The organism is Streptomyces sp. NPDC038200, assembly GCF_055600785.1.
Genome location: NZ_JBVJYH010000013.1, coordinates 89,421 through 107,635 on the forward strand (window position 1 = coordinate 89,421; position 18,215 = coordinate 107,635).

Sequence of the window (18,215 nt, forward strand, 5' to 3'; positions counted from 1 at the left end):
TGTGGGGTGGGAGGACGTACGGGGTGCGTCAGCTGGTTCGCCGGCGGGGCTTGTGGGGGCTCAGCCGGCGAACCAGCGCACCGGGCGCGGCGCGAGGTTCTCGTAGACGTGCTTGGTCTCGCGGTACTCGGCCAGTCCGGCGGGACCCAGCTCGCGGCCGGTGCCGCTCCTGCCGAAGCCGCCCCACTCCGCCTGCGGCAGGTAGGGGTGGAAGTCGTTGATCCAGACGGTGCCGTGGCGCAGCCGGGCCGCGACCCTGCGGGCCCTCGCGGTGTCCGCGCTCCAGACGGCGCCGGCGAGGCCGTACTCGGTGTCGTTGGCGAGGAGGACGGCCTCCTCCTCGGTGCGGAAGGTCTCGACGGTGAGGACCGGGCCGAAGACCTCCTCCCGGACGACCTTCATCTCGCGGTGGCAGGCGTCGAGCACGGTCGGCTCGTAGAACCAGCCGGACTCCGGGCGGGTCCCGGCGGGCTCGGGCCGCTTGCCGCCGCAGCGCAGCACCGCGCCCTCCGCCAGCGCGGACGCGACGTACGCCTCGACCTTGGCGCGCTGCTGTTCGGAGACGAGAGGGCCGCACTCGACGCCGTCCTCGGTGCCGCGGCCGAGGCGGATCCGCTGGGCCCGGCGGGCGAGTTCGGTGACGAAGCGGTCCCGCACGGATTCCTCGACGATGAGGCGGGATCCGGCCGAGCAGACCTGACCGCTGTGGATGAAGGCCGCGTTGAGGGCCTGGTCCACGGCGGTGTCGAAGCCCTCCTCGGTGGCGCAGGCGTCGGCGAAGACGACGTTGGGGTTCTTGCCGCCGAGTTCGAGGGCGACCTTCTTGACGGTGGGCGCGGCGGCCTGGGCGACCTTGGTGCCGCTGGCCAGGCCGCCGGTGAAGGAGACCAGGTCGACGTCGGGGTGCTCGGCGAGCCGGGCGCCGACCGTGTGGCCGGGGCCGGTGACGAGGTTGGCGACGCCCGCGGGCAGGCCGGCCTCGGTCAGCAGCTCGATCAGGGCGACGGTGGTCAGCGGGGTGATCTCGCTGGGTTTGATCACGAAGGTGTTGCCGGCGGCGAGCGCCGGGGCGATCTTCCAGCTGGCCTGGAGGAGGGGGTAGTTCCAGGGGGTGATCAGCGCGCAGACGCCGACCGGCTCGTGGACGACCACGCTGTGGATGTCGGGCGAGCCCGCGTCGACCACCCGGCCCGGGGCCTCGGCGGCGACCAGGTCGGCGAAGTAGCGGAAGGCGTCGGCGACACAGTCGATGTCGACGCGGCCCTCCTCGACGGTCTTGCCCGCGTCCCGGCTCTCCAGCAGGCCGAGCGTCTCGCGGTCGCGCAGGAGGAGGTCGGCGACGCGGCGCAGCAGGGCGGCGCGTTCGGCGACCGGGGTGCGCGGCCAGGGGCCGTGGTCGAAGGCGTGCCGGGCGGCGGTCACCGCGCGCTCGGCGTCCTTCTCGTCGCCCTCGGCGACCACGGCGAACGGCCGGGCGTCCGCGGGGTCGAGGATCTCCCGGGTCGCGCCGGAGAGCGCCGTCAGCCACTCGCCGCCGGCGTGGATGGTCGCCCGGGCCTGTCGTTCCGTTCTGTCCGCCATGATCGGTATTGCCTTCCGTTCCTGTTCCGTTCCCCTGTGTCACATGGGTGTCACGCTCGGGGACCGGCATCGCCTGCCCCGGGCCCCGCATCGCATGCGCAATCGATGGCCGAAAGTGCGCCGCGTCACTGAAAATGCGGTCGAAAAGGGACAAAAGTGGGGTGGAGACGGGGGTGGGGAGGTAGTGCGATGGCCGCGGGATCGGCGGCCTGTGCGGCGGCAAGCGTTCCGGCCCGCGCCGCCTCCCCCCCTTTCCCGGGCCCTCCCGGTCACGGCCCGAGCGCCCGGGAGCCGCCGCACGAGGCCCGGGACCACGTCCTCGGGGCCCGCTCGCCGCGGCCGGCGGTGGTCAGCCGGTGCCCGCCTCCTGGAGCATCAGCTCCCGAACGCAGCCGCGCAGCCAGGCGTGTGCCGGGTCGGCGTCGTGGCGCGGGTGCCAGGCGAACCCCAGCTTCACGGTGGGCAGCCGGAGCGGGATCTCGAAGGCGACCAGGCCGAGCGTGTCGGCCAGCGGGCGCCCCCACTTGCCGACCAGCCCGACCAGGTCGGTCTCGCGCAGTACGAACAGCGAGGCCGGATAGGTGCCGACGGTGCCCACCACCCGTCGCTCCAGGCCGAGTTCGGCGAGGGCGTCGTCGATGGGCCCGTACTGCCTGCCGCGCCGGGAGACGATGAGGTGGCCCGCCTCCCCGGCGAACCGCTCCGGCGTCAGCTCGCCCCGCAGGAGGGGATGTCCGGCCCGTACGACGCCCAGCAAGCGGTCCTCGTACACCGGCTCCACATGCACCTCGGGCGCGGCCGAGTCGATCACGCCGATCTCCAGGTCGGCGGTGCCCTGGCGCAGGAGCGGGGCGTCCACGTGGCTCTCGCTCAGGAAGCGCAGGCGGATGCCGGGGGCCTCGCGGGCGGCGCGGGCGAAGAGGGTGGCGCCGTGGGTGGCCGCGATCGCGTCGTGGCCGAGGATCGTGAGGGTGCGGGTCACCGTGCGCAGGTCGGCGTCCTGGCCCGGCGCGAACAGTGCCCGGGCGCGCTCCACCACCGCGCTCACCTCGGCGCGCAGGGCCAGCGCACGGGGTGTGGGCACCATCCGGCGGCCCGCCCGGACCAGCACCGGGTCGCCGAGCGCCTTGCGGATCCGGCCGAGGGTGCGGCTCATCGCCGGCTCGGACAGATGCAGCCGGCGGGCGGCGCCCTGCACACTCTGCTCCTCCAGCAGGACGTCCAGCGCGACCAGCAGGTTCAGGTCCAGCCCGGTGGATTGCGTCATGCGCAGGTATCCCTTGCAAAGGTTGCACTGGAAGGCAGATCGGTGCCGAGCCTACGGTGAGAGGGCATCCCACACCACCCACCAGCTCCCGGGAGGAGCCGTGCCCTCGCACGCCCTGAAACGCCCCACCCTGCTCGCGTTGTGCGCCTGCGTCCTGGTCGCGCAGAGCATGGTCGCCGCCATCAACCTGCTGATACCGCAACTGGGTTCGTCCGCTCTGCACCCCTCGCACACCCAGGTCCTGTGGACGGTCGACGCCTACGTCATCACCTTCGCCGGCCTGCTGATCCCGGCCGGCGCGCTCGGCGACCGGTACGGCCGCAAGGGCGCCCTGCTCACCGGTCTCGCCGTGTTCGCCGCCGGCGCCGCGACCAGCGCGCTCGCCCCCGGCCCGGCGCTGCTGATCGCGGGCCGGGGGGTGTCCGGCGCCGGAGCCGCGCTGATCACTCCGGCCACGATGTCGATCCTGGTGCAGCTGGCCGGCCCCGAGCGCCGCGCCCAGGCGATGGCGTCCTGGACACTGGCCATCGGGCTGGGCGGTATGGCGGGCAATCTGGGCGGCGGTCTGGTCGGCCAGTTCCTGTCCTGGCGGGCGCTGTTCGCCGCGATGGTGCCGCTGGCGGCCGTCCTCGCCGTCGTGGTGGCGGTGACCACCCCGCGCACGGCCCGCTCCGCGCAGGGCAGCCCGGACCCGGTCGGCACCCTGCTGCTCACCGCGGGCCTGGTCGCCGTGCTGTTCGGCATCATCGAGGGCCCGGACCACGGCTGGACCTCGCCGCGCATCCTCACCTCGTTCGGGGCCGGCGCCCTGCTGGTGGCGGTCTTCACCGTGCACGCCCTGCGCTCCCGCGCCCCGCTGCTGGACCCGCGCGTCTTCGCCTCCCGCGGGCTGCGCTCCACCACGCTGGGCCTGGCGACCGGCTTCTTCGGCCTGTTCGCGCTGTTCTTCGTCAATTCGCAGTATCTGCAGGAGGTCAAGGGGTTCGCGCCGGCCGTGACGGGGGTGGCGATCGTGCCGCTGATCGTCGGCATGGCCCTGTTCCCCAGGTTCGCGGCCCGCTGGTCGGCGCATCCGCGTCCGGTCGTCGGCACGGGGCTCGCGCTGATCGGCCTGGGCCTGCTGGCCGCGTCCACGGCGGACGCGCACACGCCCTACGCGCTGTACGCGTGCTGGCTGCTGGTGATCTCGGCGGGGGCCGGCCTGGCCATGCCGGCGCTCACCCTCGGTGTCGTCACGTCCCTGCCTCCGCACCAGGCGGGCCTCGGCTCCGGCCTCGGCACCTCGGCCCGGGAGATCGGCGCGGCCCTCGGTGTGGCCGTCGCCGGCACGACCCTGGCGGGGCACGCCGATTTCGCCGGCGGCATGGGGCCGGCGCTGCGGGTGGTGGGGGTGACGGTGCTGCTGGCGACGGCGGCGGTGGTGACGGGCTATCGCGGCTCCGGCCGCTCCGCCCCGCCGACGGCGCGGCGCGCGCCGGAGCCGGTCGGGGAGCCGGTGGCCTGAACGCGCCGGCGGGCCCCGCCCGGTGACGCGGGATGCGAAGTCCGACCCGAGAGGACCCGCCGTGCCGCGTATCCCGACCTGTGTGCTGAGCGACGTGGGTCCGCCGCGGGCGTTCGTCCGGCACAACGCCGAAGTCCCCTCCCGCGTGCAGCGGGAGGGGACTTCTCGTGGAGCGCCGGGCAGGCCTTGCACCTGCATCTCCCCGCAGGAAGCGGGGCGTCTTTCCTTGGACCACCAACGCATCACCTGGTGCCGGGTTTCCGGCGGCCGGTGCGTGATCAACTATAGCGCACCGGCCGCCGGACTCACACCACGTCAGGTCAGATGAGGCCGAGACCGCGGACCGCGTCGCGCTCCTCCGCCAGCTCCTGGACGGAGGCGTCGATGCGGGCGCGGGAGAACTCGTTGATGTCCAGGCCCTGGACGATCTCGTACTTGCCGTCCTTGGTGGTGACGGGGAAGGAGGAGATCAGGCCCTCCGGGACGCCGTAGGAGCCGTCCGACGGGATGCCCATGGAGGTCCAGTCGCCCTCGGCGGTGCCGTTGACCCAGGTGTACACGTGGTCGATGGCGGCGTTGGCGGCGGAGGCGGCGGAGGAGGCGCCACGGGCCTCGATGATCGCGGCACCGCGCTTGGCGACGGTCGGGATGAAGTCCTCGGCCAGCCACTTCTCGTCGTTCACGACCTCGGCGGCGTTCTTGCCGCCGACGGTGGCGTGGAAGATGTCCGGGTACTGGGTGGCGGAGTGGTTGCCCCAGATCGTCAGACGCTTGATGTCGGCGACCGTGGAGCCCGTCTTCTTCGCGAGCTGGGTCAGCGCGCGGTTGTGGTCCAGACGGGTCATCGCGGTGAAGCGCTCGGCCGGGACGTCCGGCGCGGCGGCCTGGGCGATGAGCGCGTTGGTGTTGGCCGGGTTGCCGACGACCAGGACCTTGATGTCGTCCGCGGCGTGGTCGTTGATGGCCTTGCCCTGGGGCTTGAAGATGCCGCCGTTGGCCTCCAGCAGGTCACCGCGCTCCATGCCCTTGGTGCGCGGACGGGCGCCCACCAGCAGGGCTACGTTGGCGCCGTCGAAGGCGACGTTCGGGTCGTCGGTGATCTCGATGCCCTGGAGCAGCGGGAAGGCGCAGTCGTCCAGCTCCATGGCGGTGCCCTCGGCGGCCTTGAGGGCCGGGGTGATCTCCAGGAGGCGCAGCTTGACCGGCACGTCCGCGCCGAGCAGCTGGCCGGAGGCGATGCGGAAGAGCAGGGCGTAACCGATCTGGCCGGCCGCGCCGGTGACGGTGACGTTCACGGGAGTGCGGGTCATGGCGTTCTCCGTATGACAGCTGGCGGTGGGGCGTCCCTGCCCCGGGCGGATGATCGATCTCTTGGTATCAAGAGAGATCCAGCGGTCAGGCTATCGCGCATCCGGCATGCGAGACGTCCGGGGCCTTGTGGCCCACCCCACAAGAGGACCGGTCCGGACGTATCGCCCGCGGGCGGGGCATGAGAAGGCGGCCGTCCGTCGTCCGGGAGAGGGAGGACGAAGACGGCCGCCGTTCGGGACACCGTTGCCGGACTCCCGTGGGGGTACTTCTCGCGTGCCCACTTTCCCGGCGGCCATTCCTGTCCGGACGGATCGGTGCGTGACGACGGCGAGGCGTCCGGTCGCCTACGTCGTGCAGCCCGTCCGCCCCGAGGCGAGCGTGGCGCAGGCACGGGCCTCCGCGGGGTCCTTCACCGCGATCATCGGGGTGTACGCGATGGTGTCCCCGGCCACCGTGATGTCACCGGACTGCCGGACCCTGCCCGCGGTGAGCCGGACGGTGTCACCGGGCGCGCCGCTGGTGATCCGCCCCCAGGCCGTGCCGCACGCCCTGCTGTAGCGGACCTCCAGGGTGGTGGTCCCGAGGGCGACGGTCCGGGCGGTGGTCACCAGGTCGCCGCTGCACCCCATGGCCTCGGCGTCCTTGCCGGTGCAGGCGGAGCCGGTGCACTTGACGCCGGGGGGCGGGCTCGTCCGGGTACGGGCCGAGGGGGCGGGCGACTTGGCGGCGCCCTCGTTCTCGTGTCCGTCGCCGTCCCGGTGGGTGAAGAAGAAGACACCGGCGATGAGGACGAGCACGCCGACCAGGCCCGCGAAGAACATCGTCACCTGCTGGCGGCGCACGGACCACTGGGCCACCCGCGACCCCCGCGGAGCCGCCGCGGCCTGCCCGCCGGCCTGCCGGCCGCGGGTGCCCGGGGTGCCCGGGGTGCCCGGGGTGCCCGGGGTGCCCGGGGTGCCTGGGGTGCCTGGGGTGCCCGGGGTGCCCGGGGTGCCCGGGGTGCCTGGGGTGCCTGGGGTGCCCGGGGTGGGAACTGAGTCGGATGCGCCGGAGGTGCGGGAAGTGCCGGACGCGTTCATGGCGCCGGGCGGGCCGAAGGTGCCTGAGGAGGTGCCGGATGCCTTCCCGGTGCCGGGTGCGTTCCCGATCCCGGGTGCGTTCGCGGTGCCGGGTGCGCCCACGGCTCCGGACGCGCCGGGCGCGCCCGGCGGGTCGAAGGGGCCGGGCGAGCCGACGGGCTCCGCCGGCGTGCCGGCGGTGCCGGTGGTTCCGGTGGTTCCGGTGGTTCCGGTGGTTCCGGTGGTTCCGGTGGTTCCGGTGGTTCCGGCGATGCCCGCCGGGGGCCGGGGGCCCGGGCGGGCGCTCCGCCGCGAGGGGCCCCGGTAGCCGGCCAGCCCCCAGGAGTTCCCGGACGGGGTGTCCCCGTCGTCCGCCGGGCCGTGGGCGCCGTCCGCCGGAGCCGCCGGCGGGGCGGGGATCGTCGGCGAGACCCCGGCGGGGCCGGCGACCCCGGGCACGGCGGCGGCCCCGCCGCCCTTCCGGCCGTCCTTCCCGGCGCGCTTGCCGCCGTCCTTCCCGGCGTCCTTCCCGTCGGCCGTACCGGCCGTTCCGCCGCCCTTCCGGCCGCCCACGCCCGCGGACGCGCCCCCGCCCCCTTCCGTCGGCTCCGTCGCCGTGCCGAGGTGTCCCAGCGCGGTGCGCGCCTCGGAGACGCGGATCGCCTCCATGGTGCGGTCGTGCCGCATCTCCGCCCGGCTCCAGGCCCGTTCGGCCAGCTCCCACAGGGTGGTCAGATGGACGGGGCTGGTGCCGGTGGCCTCGGCCAGCGCGATGACCGCGCCCTTGGGCGCGAGCAGCCGGCCGCCCAAATACCGCTCCCAGGACGTCGTGCTGTAGCCCGTGCGGTCGGCCAGTGTCGCGACACTCAGGCCGCTGCGGTCCACCAGTTGCCGCAACTGGCCGGTGAACTCCCTGATCTGCGGATCCAGATCCTCCGGCAAGGCTTTCCATCGAGGCATGGGTTCCCCCTCTTCCCCCCGGTCGTGCTGTCGAACGCGCGCAGGACCCCGGCCACCCACGGGGATGCGCTGACCAAGGATCCCAGTTCCCGGGGCGGGGTGCACACGAGCGGGGCCGGTGCCCGGACGCCGGGTCAGCCGCCGGGGGTCACCAGCCCCGTCTCGTACGCCAGCACCACCGCCTGCGCACGGCTGCCCAGGTCGAGCTTGCTCATCGTGCGGTTGAGGTGGGTCTTGACGGTGGCCTCGCTGATGTAGAGGCGGTCGGCGATCTCCAGGTTGGACAGACCGCGGGCGGTGAGCGTGAGGACCTCGACCTCACGGGAGGTGAGCACGCCAAGGTCGGGCGGGGGCGGGGTGCCGGCGGGGGCCTGCTGCCGGGCGTAGGCCTCCACCAGGCGCCGGGTGACACTGGGCGCGAAGAGCGCGTCGCCGCCGTCGACCGCGGTGACCGCCGCGAGCAGCCGCTCGGGCCCCGAGTCCTTCAGCAGGAACCCGGAGGCACCGGCGCGCAGCGCCCCGTACACGTACTCGTCCAGGTCGAAGGTGGTCAGCACCAGGACGCGGGGCGGGCGTTCGGCGGCCTGGGCCAGGATGCGCCCGGTGGCCTCGATGCCGTTGACGCCGGGCATCCGGATGTCCATGAGGACGACGTCGGGGCGGGTCTCGGCGGCGAGCCGTACGGCCTCCTCGCCGTCCCCCGCCTCGCCCACCACCTCGAAGCCGGGCGCGGCGTCGAGCAGGCCGACGAGTCCGGCACGGATGAGGAACTGGTCGTCCACGACGAGCACTCTGGTCATCCCGTACGTTCGCCCCCCGCCGTGCGCCTGCCGCTACCGTTCCGCCTCCGGTACGCCCCCATGGGTGCGCCCGGCGGCCGATGTGGGAAGCGTCAGCCGGACCTCGTAGCCGCCCTCGGAGCGCGGGCCGGCCGAGACCGTCCCGCCGTAGAGCCTGGCCCGCTCGCGCATGCCGATCAGGCCGTGCCCGCTGCCGGCCGGCGCTCCGGCCGGTTCCGCGCCCTCTCCGTCATCGGTGACGCGGACGGTCAGCTCGTCGGTTCCGTACCGGAGTTCCACGCGCGCGTGTGCCGGGCCCGCGTGCTTGAGGGCGTTGGTGAGGGCCTCCTGGACGACGCGGTAGGCGCACAGTTCGACGCCGGGCGGCAGCGGGCGGGCGGTGCCCCCGACGGCGAGGTCCACGGGCAGGCCGCCGGCCCGGACCCGGTCGAGGAGTTCCCCGAGCCGGTCCAGGGTGGGCATGGGCGCGCCCTCGGACGCCTCGGGGTCCTCCTCGCGCAGCACCTGGAGCATGCGGCGCAGTTCCTCCAGCGCCTCTCGGCTGGTGCCGGCGATGGTGCCGAGCGCGCCGCGCGCCGTGCCGGGGTCGGAGTCGAAGACGAACCGGGCGAGGCCGGCCTGCACGGAGACGACCGACATGTGGTGGGCGACGACGTCGTGCAGTTCGCGGGCGATCCGGCCGCGTTCCTCGGCGACCGCACGCCGGGCCCGCTCGGCCTGTTCGGCGCGCAGCCGCCGGGTGAGTTCGGCGGAGCGGCGGGCCAGGTGCCCGAACCGGACGAGCACCGAGCAGTACAGCAGTGCCTGCCCGCACACGGAGGCCATGGAGGGGCTGTGGCTGACCACTCCGGCGTACACCCAGACCGCGCCCAGGCAGCCGGCGCAGACGAGGGCGGTGCGCAGCGAGCGGACCGAGGCCACGGTGTACAGGGCGAGCATGGCACCGAAGGTGCACACCACCGGCCAGTAGCCGAGGGTGACGTAGCCGGTCGCGGCGGCCACGACGACGGCGAACACGGCGAGGGGGTGGCGGCCGCGCAGGGCGACGGGAAGGTGGGCGAGGGCGACGAGGACGTAGGCGCGGGCGTCGAGTTCCGGCCACCCCTGCGACCGGGACTCCCGGCCGAGGAGGACGGCCACCACGGCCATGGCCACCGCGATCAACGTGTCCACGACGAGCGGGCGGGGGGTCCTCGGTCGCATCGCCGCAGGGTAACCCGCACGGCCGGGTCCCGGAGTCAACCGTGCGCGGTACCGCGGAAGTTGCAGCGCGAGGGCGGCTACCGCCCAAGGTGGCGGGGCGGTTCGGCCCGGAGGTGGAGGCGGTGCGCGGCGGTCGGCCGTAGCGTCGGGGAGGGGGATACGGCGGTGGCCCGCGTCCCCGGGGGAGGCGCGGGCCACCGGCCGTAGGGAGGCCGCTATTTGGCGAGGGTGAAGTGCAGGATGTCCTTGAGGAACGGCATCTTCAGCAGCGGGTCGGGCTGGATCATCAAGGCCAGCAGGCAGATCACCAGGCCCAGCACGCCGTAGGTGGCGATGTCCGTGAAGCGGGAGCGCACGGCGAGCATGCCGACGTCCGGCAGCAGCCAGCGCAGCACCGCGCCGCCCAGCAGCGCGACGCCGATGATCAGCGTTCCCGGGCGGATCGCGTCCAGTGCGGTGACCAGCAGGCCGATCGCCACCAGGCCGGTGACGACGAGGATCGGCCACTGCCGGGCGGGCGCCGGTGCGTCACCGGCCGCGGCCCGGCCGCTGCCCTCGGGGCGGGCGGTGTCCCTCGTGAAGAGCGGGAAGCGGCGGGTGACGCGGCGCGGGCGCCCCTCGGGGTCGGGGGCGCTGATCGCGTCGCGGACGGTCGGTTCCGCGTGCTCGCGGGCGTCCTCAGCCGGCACTGCGCTCCGCCGCCTCGACCACGTTGACCAGCAGCTGCGCCCGGGTCATCGGACCGACACCGCCGGGGTTGGGGGAGATCCAGCCGGCCACCTCGGTCACGCCCGGGTGGACGTCGCCGACGATCTTGCCCTCGGCGTTGCGGGAGACGCCGACGTCCAGGACGGCCGCGCCCGGCTTGACGTCCTCGGGCCGGATCAGGTGCGGGAAGCCGGCCGCCGCGACGATGATGTCGGCCCGCTTGAGGTGGGCGGAGAGGTCACGGGTGCCGGTGTGGCACTGGGTGACGGTGGCGTTCTCGCTGCGCCGGGTGAGCAGCAGCGGCATCGGGCGGCCGATGGTCACGCCGCGGCCGACGACCACGACCTCGGCGCCCTTGATCTCCACGCCGTGGGCGCGCAGCAGGCTGATGATGCCGTTGGGGGTGCAGGGCAGGGGGGCCGGCTCGTTCAGGACCAGGCGGCCGAGGTTCATCGGGTGCAGGCCGTCGGCGTCCTTGGCCGGGTCCATCAGCTCCAGGATGCGGTTCTCGTCGATGCCCTTGGGCAGCGGCAGCTGGACGATGTAGCCGGTGCAGGCCGGGTCCTCGTTCAGCTCGCGGACGACCGCCTCGATCTCCTCCTGGGTTGCCGTGGCGGGCAGCTCGCGCTGGATGGAGGCGATGCCCACCTGGGCGCAGTCGCGGTGCTTCCCCGCGACGTACTTCTGGCTGCCGGGGTCGTCCCCGACCAGGATCGTGCCGAGTCCGGGCGTGACGCCCTTCTCCTTCAGCGCCGCCACGCGGGCGGTCAGATCGGACTTGATCGCGGCTGCGGTGGCCTTGCCATCGAGAATCTGGGCGGTCATGCTCCCATCCTCGCGGATGACCCGGTCCCGGTTCCAATCCGGGTGTCACGGCTTGATCAGTGATGTTGCACTTGCACAACACCTCCGCATTCCGGCTGGACAAGTAAGAGCCGTCTAAAGAACGATGAGCACACAGTGCCGCGGGCAGTGCCGGGGGGACGGACCGCATCTGTAGAACTCTCCTCCGAACCGTGCCGCGCGTCGTCCCCGCACTTGAGCAACGCAACGGAGGAAGACCGCCATGAGCTTTGGCGACCCGAACAACCCCTACGGCCCGCCGCAGGGCCAGCAGCCCGGCTACCCGCCGCAGCAGCCGCAGGGTCAGCCCGGTTACGGCTACCCCGCCGCCCCGCAGGCCCCGGCCGGATACGGCTACCCGTCCGCGCCCCCGCTCGGGCAGCCCGGCTACGGCATGCCGATGGAGATGCCGGGCCTGATGAAGACCGCCCGGGTGCTGCTGTTCATCCTGGCCGGTTTCCAGCTCCTGTTCGGCCTGCTCGCGGGAGCCCTCATCGGCGCCGCCCAGGACGTGTCCAACGGGGTCGGCTCCGGCGACAGCACCGACGGCCTGGCCGGTCTCGGGTTCCTCGTCGCGGGTCTGCTGCTGGCGCTGGGCGCACTGTCGATCTTCCTGGGCGTGAAGTTCAAGAACGGCGGCAGCGGGATCCGCATCACGACGATCATCTACGCGGCACTGATGATCCTCGGCGGTATCACCAACATCGCGAACGGTGCGAACGGCTCCGCCACCTTCGGCGGGCTGATCTCGCTGGCCATGGCCGGCATCATCCTCGCGTCGATGGTCACCGGCTCGGCCTCGGCCTGGTTCAACCGCCCGCGGTACTGAGCCACCAGGGCACCTGACACTCCCGGGCCGCGTCCCGTCCGCCCGGACGGGACGCGGCCCGGCGTCTTCTGCGCGTCCGGGCGGCCGGATTCTTCGCGGTCCGGGCGGCCGGGCTCACCGGTCCAGGTAGGCGAGCACGGCCAGTACCCGGCGGTTGTCGGCGTCCGCCGGGAGGAGGCCGAGCTTGCCGAAGATGTTGCCGATGTGCTTGGCGACGGCCTTCTCGGTGACGAACAGGGCCTGCGCGATGCCCGCGTTGGAGCGGCCCTGCGCGAGGAGTTCGAGGACTTCGCGTTCGCGTCCGGAGAGGCTGCCGACGGACGCGTCGCGCTCCTTGCGGACCATCAACCGGGAGACGACCTCGGGGTCCATGGCGGTGCCGCCCGCGGCCACCCGCCGGATGGAGTCCAGGAACCGGGCCCCGTCGGTGACCCGGTCCTTGAGCAGGTAGCCGACGCCCCGGCCGCCGCCGGCGAGCAGCTCGCGGGCGTAGAGGGGCTCGACGTACTGGGAGAGCAGCAGCACCGGCAGGCCGGGGTTCCGCCGGCGCGCGGCCAGGACGGCACGCAGACCCTCGTCGGTGAAGTCCGGCGGGAGCCGGACGTCGGCGATCGCGATGTCCGGCCGTTCCCGCTCCAGCGCTTCGAGCAGATCGGTGCCGTTGTCCACCGCGGCCACCACGTCGTGGCCGAAGGCCCCGAGCAGGCGGATCAGCCCGTCCCTCAGGAGGAAGTGGTCTTCGGCGAGGACAACGCGCACGGGATCTCCATCGTCACCATCGTCGGGCCGCCCACCGGGCTGCTCACGGCCGCCACACCGTCGAACGTGGCGAGCCGGCGCTGGATGCCCCGCAGGCCGGTGCCGCGGGAGGCGTCGGCGCCGCCCCGGCCGTCGTCGGTCACGGTGATGCGGAGCGCCCCGTGACCGTGGCGGAGGTCGATCCGGGCACTGTCGGCTCCCGAGTGCTTGGCGACATTGGCGAGGATCTCGGAGACGGCGAAGTAGGCGGCGGACTCGACGGGCATCTCGGGGCGGCCCGGCAGCTCGGCCCGCACCTCGGTGGGCACCGGACAGGTCATGGCCAACGCCCTTACGGCGTCGGCGAGTCCGCGGTCGGCGAGGACCGGCGGGTGGATGCCGCGGACCAGGTCGCGCAGTTCCGCCAGCGCCGCCGAGGACGACCGGCGGGCCTCGACGAGCAGGGGCCGCACGGCCTCGGGGTCGGTCTCCAGCAGGTGCTCGGCCGCGTCCAAGGTCATGCCCATGGCGACGAGGCGGGCCTGTGCGCCGTCGTGCAGATCGCGTTCGATCCGGCGGATCTCCGCCATCTGCGTGTCCACCGCGTCGGAGCGGGTGGCGGCCAGATGCCGGATCCGGCCGGCCAGCAGTTCGCTCTCGCTCGGCGCCAGCATCGCCCTGGAGTACAGCGCGTGGCGGCGGACCGCGCGCGGGGCCGCCCACAGGGCCAGCGGCAGCTGGAGCAGGCCCAGGACGCCGGCGAGGACCGCCGTGGCCTGGCCCTCGATCGGCAGGAACTGGTACCACAGGCCGTCCCACTCGGCGGACAGCGGAACTCCGAAGAAGGCGAGGAAGACGCCCCAGGCGCCGCTGAGGACCAGCGCGAGCGGAAGGAAGGCCAGGAAGCCACCGGCGATCGGGTCCGTCAGCACCCAGACGTACTCCCGCCGGGTCTGCGGGTCGCTCATGATCCAGCGGTAGCGGGCGACGACGCCCGAGGCACCCGCGGGCGCGGGCGGCAGCGGCCCGGGGGGACCCGGGATCTCCACACCCGCCCAGCGCCGGGCGAGTTCCCGCTGCCGCGCGGCCAGGCTCCGCACCCCCTCCATGGCCCGCGGCACCAGGCCGAGGCCCGGACCGACCAGGCCGAGCGCGCCGGACACGGCCAGTGAACGGCCGAAGGCCGCCACCGACAGCCCGCACAGCGTCAACGCCCGCCGCAGGCCGGTCAGTCCGGCCGACGCCGAGAATCCCCTGATCGCGTCCGGCGGGCGTGTGCCGCCGAACCCCGCCCTGTGGTCGTCCATCCGACTCGTCCCCCTCCTCGCCCCGCTGCGCCGCGCGCGACGCCGGTGCCGTACCTGCGCGGGCCGAAGCGACCCGCCCCTCATTGTGGCTGCTCGGGGGCGGCGGAATCGGTAGTGAAAACTCCCCTCTTGCACACGGCGAGCGAGGAACTTCCGCCCGCCACGGACCGGTTGGGCAGCCGGGAGGAGGCGGGCGCCACCGGGGCCGTGCACACGCGTGTGGTCCCGTCCGTCGGTCGACGGGCGGGACCACACGGCGAGCGGCCGGGCCGCTCGAGGGGGCGGCGGAAGATCAGTGGAAGAAGTGGCGCGTGCCCGTGAAGTACATGGTCACGCCCGCCTCCTTGGCGGCCTCCACGACCTGCTCGTCCCGGATCGAACCGCCCGGCTGGACGATCGCCCGGACACCGGCCTCGATGAGGATCCCGGGGCCGTCGGGGAAGGGGAAGAAGGCGTCCGAGGCCGCGAAGGCGCCCCGGGCCCGCTCCTCACCGGCCCGCTCGACGGCCAGCTTGCAGGAGTCCACGCGGTTGACCTGGCCCATGCCGACGCCGACCGAGGCGCCGTCCTTGGCGAGGAGGATCGCGTTGGACTTCACGGCGCGGCACGCCTTCCAGGCGAAGGCCAGCTCCCGCAGCTCCTCGGCGGAGAGCGCCTCACCGCTGGCCAGCGTCCAGTTCGCCGGGTCGTCACCCTCGGCCTGGAGCCGGTCGGCGACCTGGAGCAGCGCGCCGCCGTCGATCGGCTTGACCTCGACCTCGTTCGCCGGGCCGTCGGGGCAGCGCAGCACGCGGATGTTCTTCTTCTTGGTGAGGGCCTCCAGCGCGCCCTCCTCGTAGTCCGGGGCCACGATGACCTCGGTGAAGATGTCGGCGACCTGCTCGGCCATCTCCTTGCTGACCGGCCGGTTCACGGCGATCACACCGCCGTACGCGGAGACCGGGTCGCAGGCGTGCGCCTTGCGGTGCGCCTCGGCGACGTCCGCGCCGATCGCGATGCCGCACGGGTTGGCGTGCTTGATGATCGCGACGCAGGGCTCGGCGTGGTCGTACGCGGCACGGCGGGCGGCGTCCGTGTCCGTGTAGTTGTTGTACGACATCTCCTTGCCGTGCAGCTGCTCCGCCTCGGCGAGACCGCCGGCGCCGTCGACGTACAGGGCGGCGTCCTGGTGCGGGTTCTCGCCGTAGCGCAGGGTGTTCTTGCGCGCGTAGGCGGCGGCCACGAAGTCCGGGAAGCGGGACTCGTCGACGGGGGCGTAGGACGAGGCGAACCAGGAGGAGACGGCGATGTCGTACTCCGCCGTGTGCCGGAAGGCCTCCGCGGCCAGGCGCTTGCGGGCGGCGAGGTCGAAGCCGCCGTCCTGGACCGCGGCGAGGACGTCGGCGTACCGCTCGGGGCTGGTGACCACGGCCACGGACGGGTGGTTCTTGGCGGCGGCGCGCACCATCGAGGGGCCGCCGATGTCGATCTGCTCCACGCACTCGTCGGGCGTGGCGCCGGAGGCGACGGTCTCCCGGAACGGGTAGAGGTTGACGACCACCAGGTCGAACGGCTCCACGCCCAGCTCGGCGAGCTGCTCGCGGTGGCTGTCCAGACGCAGGTCGGCGAGGATGCCCGCGTGCACCTTGGGGTGCAGGGTCTTCACCCGGCCGTCCAGGCACTCGGGGAAGCCGGTCAGCTCCTCGACCTTGGTGACGGGGACGCCTGCGGCGGCGATCCGGCCGGCCGTGGACCCGGTGGAGACCAGCTCCACACCGGCCTCGTGCAGCCCGCGGGCCAGCTCCTCCAGGCCGGTCTTGTCGTAGACGCTGACGAGCGCGCGACGGATGGCCCGCTTGTTGCTCTCGGCGGTCACTGGATAACTACCTTTCGTCCCTCAATGCGATAGCCGTTGCGGGCGAGCCGCCCCACGACCTCGGCGAGCAGCCTTCGCTCGACGTCCTTGATGCGCTCGTGCAGCGCGCTCTCGTCGTCCTCGTCCCGGACCTCGACCACGCCCTGAGCGATGATCGGCCCGGTGTCGACGCCGTCGTCGACGAAGTGGACGGTGCAGCCGGTGACCTTGGCGCCGTACGCGAGCGCGTCACGGACCCCGTGGGCCCCCGGGAAACTGGGCAGCAGGGCCGGGTGGGTGTTCACGAACCGCCCGCCGAACCGGGCGAGGAACTCCTTGCCGACGATCTTCATGAAGCCGGCGGAGATCACGAGGTCGGGCTCGTGGGCGGCCACGGCCTCGGCCAGGGCCGCGTCCCACTCCTCACGGGTGGTGAAGTCCTTGACCCGGCACACGAACGTCGGCAGCCCGGCCCGCTCGGCCCGGGCGAGCCCCTCGACACCGGTGCGGTCCGCCCCGACGGCGACGATGCGCGCGCCGTACGACTCGGCTCCGGTCCGCTCGATCTCGTCCAGGAGCGCCTGCAGGTTGGTGCCGGATCCGGAGACCAGCACGACCAGGCGCTTGACCGCTGGGCCGGGGGTGGTGGCGGCCACGGTGGGGCCCTTTCTCGCGTTGCGATGCATGTACGGTCGGTTTGTTCATTCATACGAATGCTTCGCATCCCCGGATACGGGGAAGTCTACGAAGCGGCCGACCGTCAGCAACGATACCGGCACTCCAGCAGGGGTCCTCGGGACGGGTCGCCGGCCGGACGGTAGCGTTCGCAAGGAATCACGCAAGAGCACCCTCGGGAACGCGGTCGTCGTGCGGCACGTTCACGGGGTGGTAGCTCACGTCGGACTGCCGTTGTCGCCTAAGGGAAGACGCTCTTTTGATGCCCGATCGCAGCCTGCGAGTCCTCACGTTCCCGCCGCGCCCGGTCCAGGGAGGCGAGCGTGGCGCCGCCCTGCTGCGGGAGCGTCCGAGCTCGCCCCCGTCGGACCCCCTGCGGGGCGGCCCGGCCGGCGCGCAGCACGGCGGCGCGGGACAGGGCGGCTCGGGGCACGGCGGTTCCGGGTCCGGTGGTTCCGGGCGGGGTGACTCCGGCCGCGGTGGCCCCGGACAGGGCGGATCGGGGCAGGGTGGTCCCGGGCAGGGTGGTGAGCGGCAGGACGACAATCCGTTCGCGCCACCGCCGGAGGGAACGCCGGACCGCCCCTGGCAGCCTCGCCACCCCGGAGGCCCGACGGGTCCCGGGTACGGGCCGGGCCCGGGTCCGGGATACGGGCCCGGGTACGGCCCCGGTCCGGGATACGGGCCCGGCCCGTACGGCCCTGGATTCGGGGCGGGGCCGGGTCACGGTCCGGGCGCGGGTCACGGTCAGGACTCCGGTCACGGCGCCGCTCAGGGTTCGGGGCAGGGTTCGGGTCACGGTCAGGGTTCCGGTGCCGGTCAGGATCACGGGCAGGGTTCCGGACAGGGGCAGGGCCCGGGGTACGGCCCCGGCGCGGGCCATGGTCCGGGGCAGGGGTACGGTCCGGGTCCCGGTGGCGGTTCGCCCTGGGGCGGCCAGTGGAGCGACCGGCAGCCCAGCCGTTCCCCCGGCGGCTTCGGCGAGCGGCCGGGCGGCGGCCCCCAGGGCCCCGGCGGGCCGGCCGGTCCCGGCATGCGCTGGGACCCGACGGATCCGGCCCAGCGGCGTGCGCGGTACGCCCTGATCTCCGGCATGTGGTCGGTCTTCTTCGTCCTCTTCAGCTGGCCGTACGTGGCCCTGCTGCTGGGCGCCCTCGCCCTGTACTGGGGCACCAGCGCGCTGCGTGCCAAGCCGCGCCCCCCGGCTCCGGACGCCCCGGCGGCCCCGGCCGGCCGGCCCCAGACGACGGCGGCCGTCAGCGGTCTGGTCACGGCATCCCTGGCGCTGGTCCTGGTGGCCTCGACCTTCACCGTCCAGCTGGTCTACAGCGACTACTACACCTGTGTGAACGACGCCCTGACCCACGAGGCCAAGCAGTCCTGCGAGACCCTGCTGCCGCGCGAGCTGCGGGGTGTGCTGGGCACGGAGAACAGCTGAGGTCTCCACGCCTCGTCTCCCAGCCGCCCTTCCCCCCACTCCGCGCACGCCCTCCAGCCGACCCCTCGCACCCCTTCGGCCGACCCCTCGCACACCCCTCAGCCGACCCCTCGCCCGTCCTCGGTCACCCCTCGCACGCCCTTCGGTCGACCCCTGGCT

At 73.7% G+C, this 18,215-nt stretch carries 15 protein-coding genes; 3 read left to right on the forward strand and 12 right to left on the reverse strand.

The annotated features are described in order from the left end of the window. Positions 1-60: 60 nt before the first annotated feature. Both ACZ7KF_RS25330 and ACZ7KF_RS25335 read right to left on the reverse strand, forming a co-directional pair. Positions 61-1,581, reverse strand: a complete 1,521-nt coding sequence (locus ACZ7KF_RS25330) for an aldehyde dehydrogenase family protein (RefSeq protein ID WP_471079275.1) — start codon at positions 1,579-1,581, stop codon at positions 61-63. A 349-nt stretch (positions 1,582-1,930) separates the two neighbouring features. Continuing rightward, entirely contained in the window at positions 1,931-2,848 is a 918-nt protein-coding gene (locus tag ACZ7KF_RS25335) for a LysR family transcriptional regulator (RefSeq protein ID WP_471079278.1), read from the reverse strand. Positions 2,849-2,948: 100 nt separating this feature from the next. Here ACZ7KF_RS25335 and ACZ7KF_RS25340 point away from each other — a divergent pair, with 100 nt between their 5' ends. Next, positions 2,949-4,352 (forward strand): MFS transporter, encoded by a 1,404-nt coding sequence (locus tag ACZ7KF_RS25340; RefSeq protein ID WP_471079281.1) that lies wholly within the window; start codon positions 2,949-2,951, stop codon positions 4,350-4,352. A 320-nt stretch (positions 4,353-4,672) separates the two neighbouring features. On the opposite strand, the gene ACZ7KF_RS25345 is transcribed toward ACZ7KF_RS25340, so the two are convergent. The 6 genes from ACZ7KF_RS25345 to ACZ7KF_RS25370 all read right to left on the reverse strand — a co-directional run bounded on the left by ACZ7KF_RS25345 (position 4,673) and on the right by ACZ7KF_RS25370 (position 11,217). Continuing rightward, positions 4,673-5,662, reverse strand: coding sequence for a malate dehydrogenase (locus tag ACZ7KF_RS25345; protein WP_471079283.1), 990 nt, complete (start codon positions 5,660-5,662; stop codon positions 4,673-4,675). A gap of 345 nt (positions 5,663-6,007) precedes the next feature. Then, positions 6,008-7,681, reverse strand: a complete 1,674-nt coding sequence (locus ACZ7KF_RS25350; protein ID WP_471079286.1) for a helix-turn-helix domain-containing protein — start codon at positions 7,679-7,681, stop codon at positions 6,008-6,010. Between the two features lie 134 nt (positions 7,682-7,815). Continuing rightward, positions 7,816-8,481, reverse strand: coding sequence for a response regulator (locus tag ACZ7KF_RS25355; RefSeq protein ID WP_471079289.1), 666 nt, complete (start codon positions 8,479-8,481; stop codon positions 7,816-7,818). Positions 8,482-8,514: 33 nt separating this feature from the next. After that, positions 8,515-9,684 carry a sensor histidine kinase gene (locus ACZ7KF_RS25360; RefSeq protein ID WP_471079292.1) on the reverse strand — a complete coding sequence of 390 codons (1,170 nt, stop codon included), beginning with the start codon at positions 9,682-9,684 and terminating at the stop codon, positions 8,515-8,517. Between the two features lie 215 nt (positions 9,685-9,899). Beyond that, positions 9,900-10,373 carry a DUF3017 domain-containing protein gene (locus ACZ7KF_RS25365; protein WP_471079295.1) on the reverse strand — a complete coding sequence of 158 codons (474 nt, stop codon included), beginning with the start codon at positions 10,371-10,373 and terminating at the stop codon, positions 9,900-9,902. Further along, positions 10,363-11,217 carry a bifunctional methylenetetrahydrofolate dehydrogenase/methenyltetrahydrofolate cyclohydrolase gene (locus tag ACZ7KF_RS25370; protein WP_225825090.1) on the reverse strand — a complete coding sequence of 285 codons (855 nt, stop codon included), beginning with the start codon at positions 11,215-11,217 and terminating at the stop codon, positions 10,363-10,365. The genes ACZ7KF_RS25365 and ACZ7KF_RS25370 overlap by 11 nt, the downstream gene beginning before the upstream one ends. Before the next feature lie 241 nt (positions 11,218-11,458). On the opposite strand from ACZ7KF_RS25370, the gene ACZ7KF_RS25375 reads away from it, so the two are divergent. Further along, complete coding sequence (locus ACZ7KF_RS25375; protein ID WP_471079297.1) at positions 11,459-12,064, forward strand: hypothetical protein; 606 nt, start codon at positions 11,459-11,461, stop codon at positions 12,062-12,064. Positions 12,065-12,178: 114 nt separating this feature from the next. Here the strand turns inward: ACZ7KF_RS25375 and ACZ7KF_RS25380 are convergent, their stop codons facing one another. The 4 genes from ACZ7KF_RS25380 to purN form a co-directional block, all read right to left on the reverse strand. Further along, complete coding sequence (locus ACZ7KF_RS25380; RefSeq protein WP_471079300.1) at positions 12,179-12,823, reverse strand: LuxR C-terminal-related transcriptional regulator; 645 nt, start codon at positions 12,821-12,823, stop codon at positions 12,179-12,181. After that, positions 12,787-14,109 carry a sensor histidine kinase gene (locus ACZ7KF_RS25385; RefSeq protein ID WP_471079303.1) on the reverse strand — a complete coding sequence of 441 codons (1,323 nt, stop codon included), beginning with the start codon at positions 14,107-14,109 and terminating at the stop codon, positions 12,787-12,789. The genes ACZ7KF_RS25380 and ACZ7KF_RS25385 overlap by 37 nt, the downstream gene beginning before the upstream one ends. A 292-nt stretch (positions 14,110-14,401) precedes the next feature. Beyond that, positions 14,402-15,964: a bifunctional phosphoribosylaminoimidazolecarboxamide formyltransferase/IMP cyclohydrolase gene (purH, locus tag ACZ7KF_RS25390; protein WP_471079306.1), complete on the reverse strand. Its 1,563-nt coding sequence runs from the start codon at positions 15,962-15,964 to the stop codon at positions 14,402-14,404. After that, on the reverse strand, positions 15,961-16,629 hold the full coding sequence (purN, locus tag ACZ7KF_RS25395; RefSeq protein ID WP_471079308.1) for a phosphoribosylglycinamide formyltransferase: 669 nt from the start codon (positions 16,627-16,629) through the stop codon (positions 15,961-15,963). Before purN ends, purH begins: the two co-directional genes overlap by 4 nt. 251 nt (positions 16,630-16,880) lie before the next feature. Here purN and ACZ7KF_RS25400 point away from each other — a divergent pair, with 251 nt between their 5' ends. Then, entirely contained in the window at positions 16,881-18,056 is a 1,176-nt protein-coding gene (locus ACZ7KF_RS25400; RefSeq protein WP_471079311.1) for a hypothetical protein, read from the forward strand. Positions 18,057-18,215 lie beyond the last annotated feature (159 nt).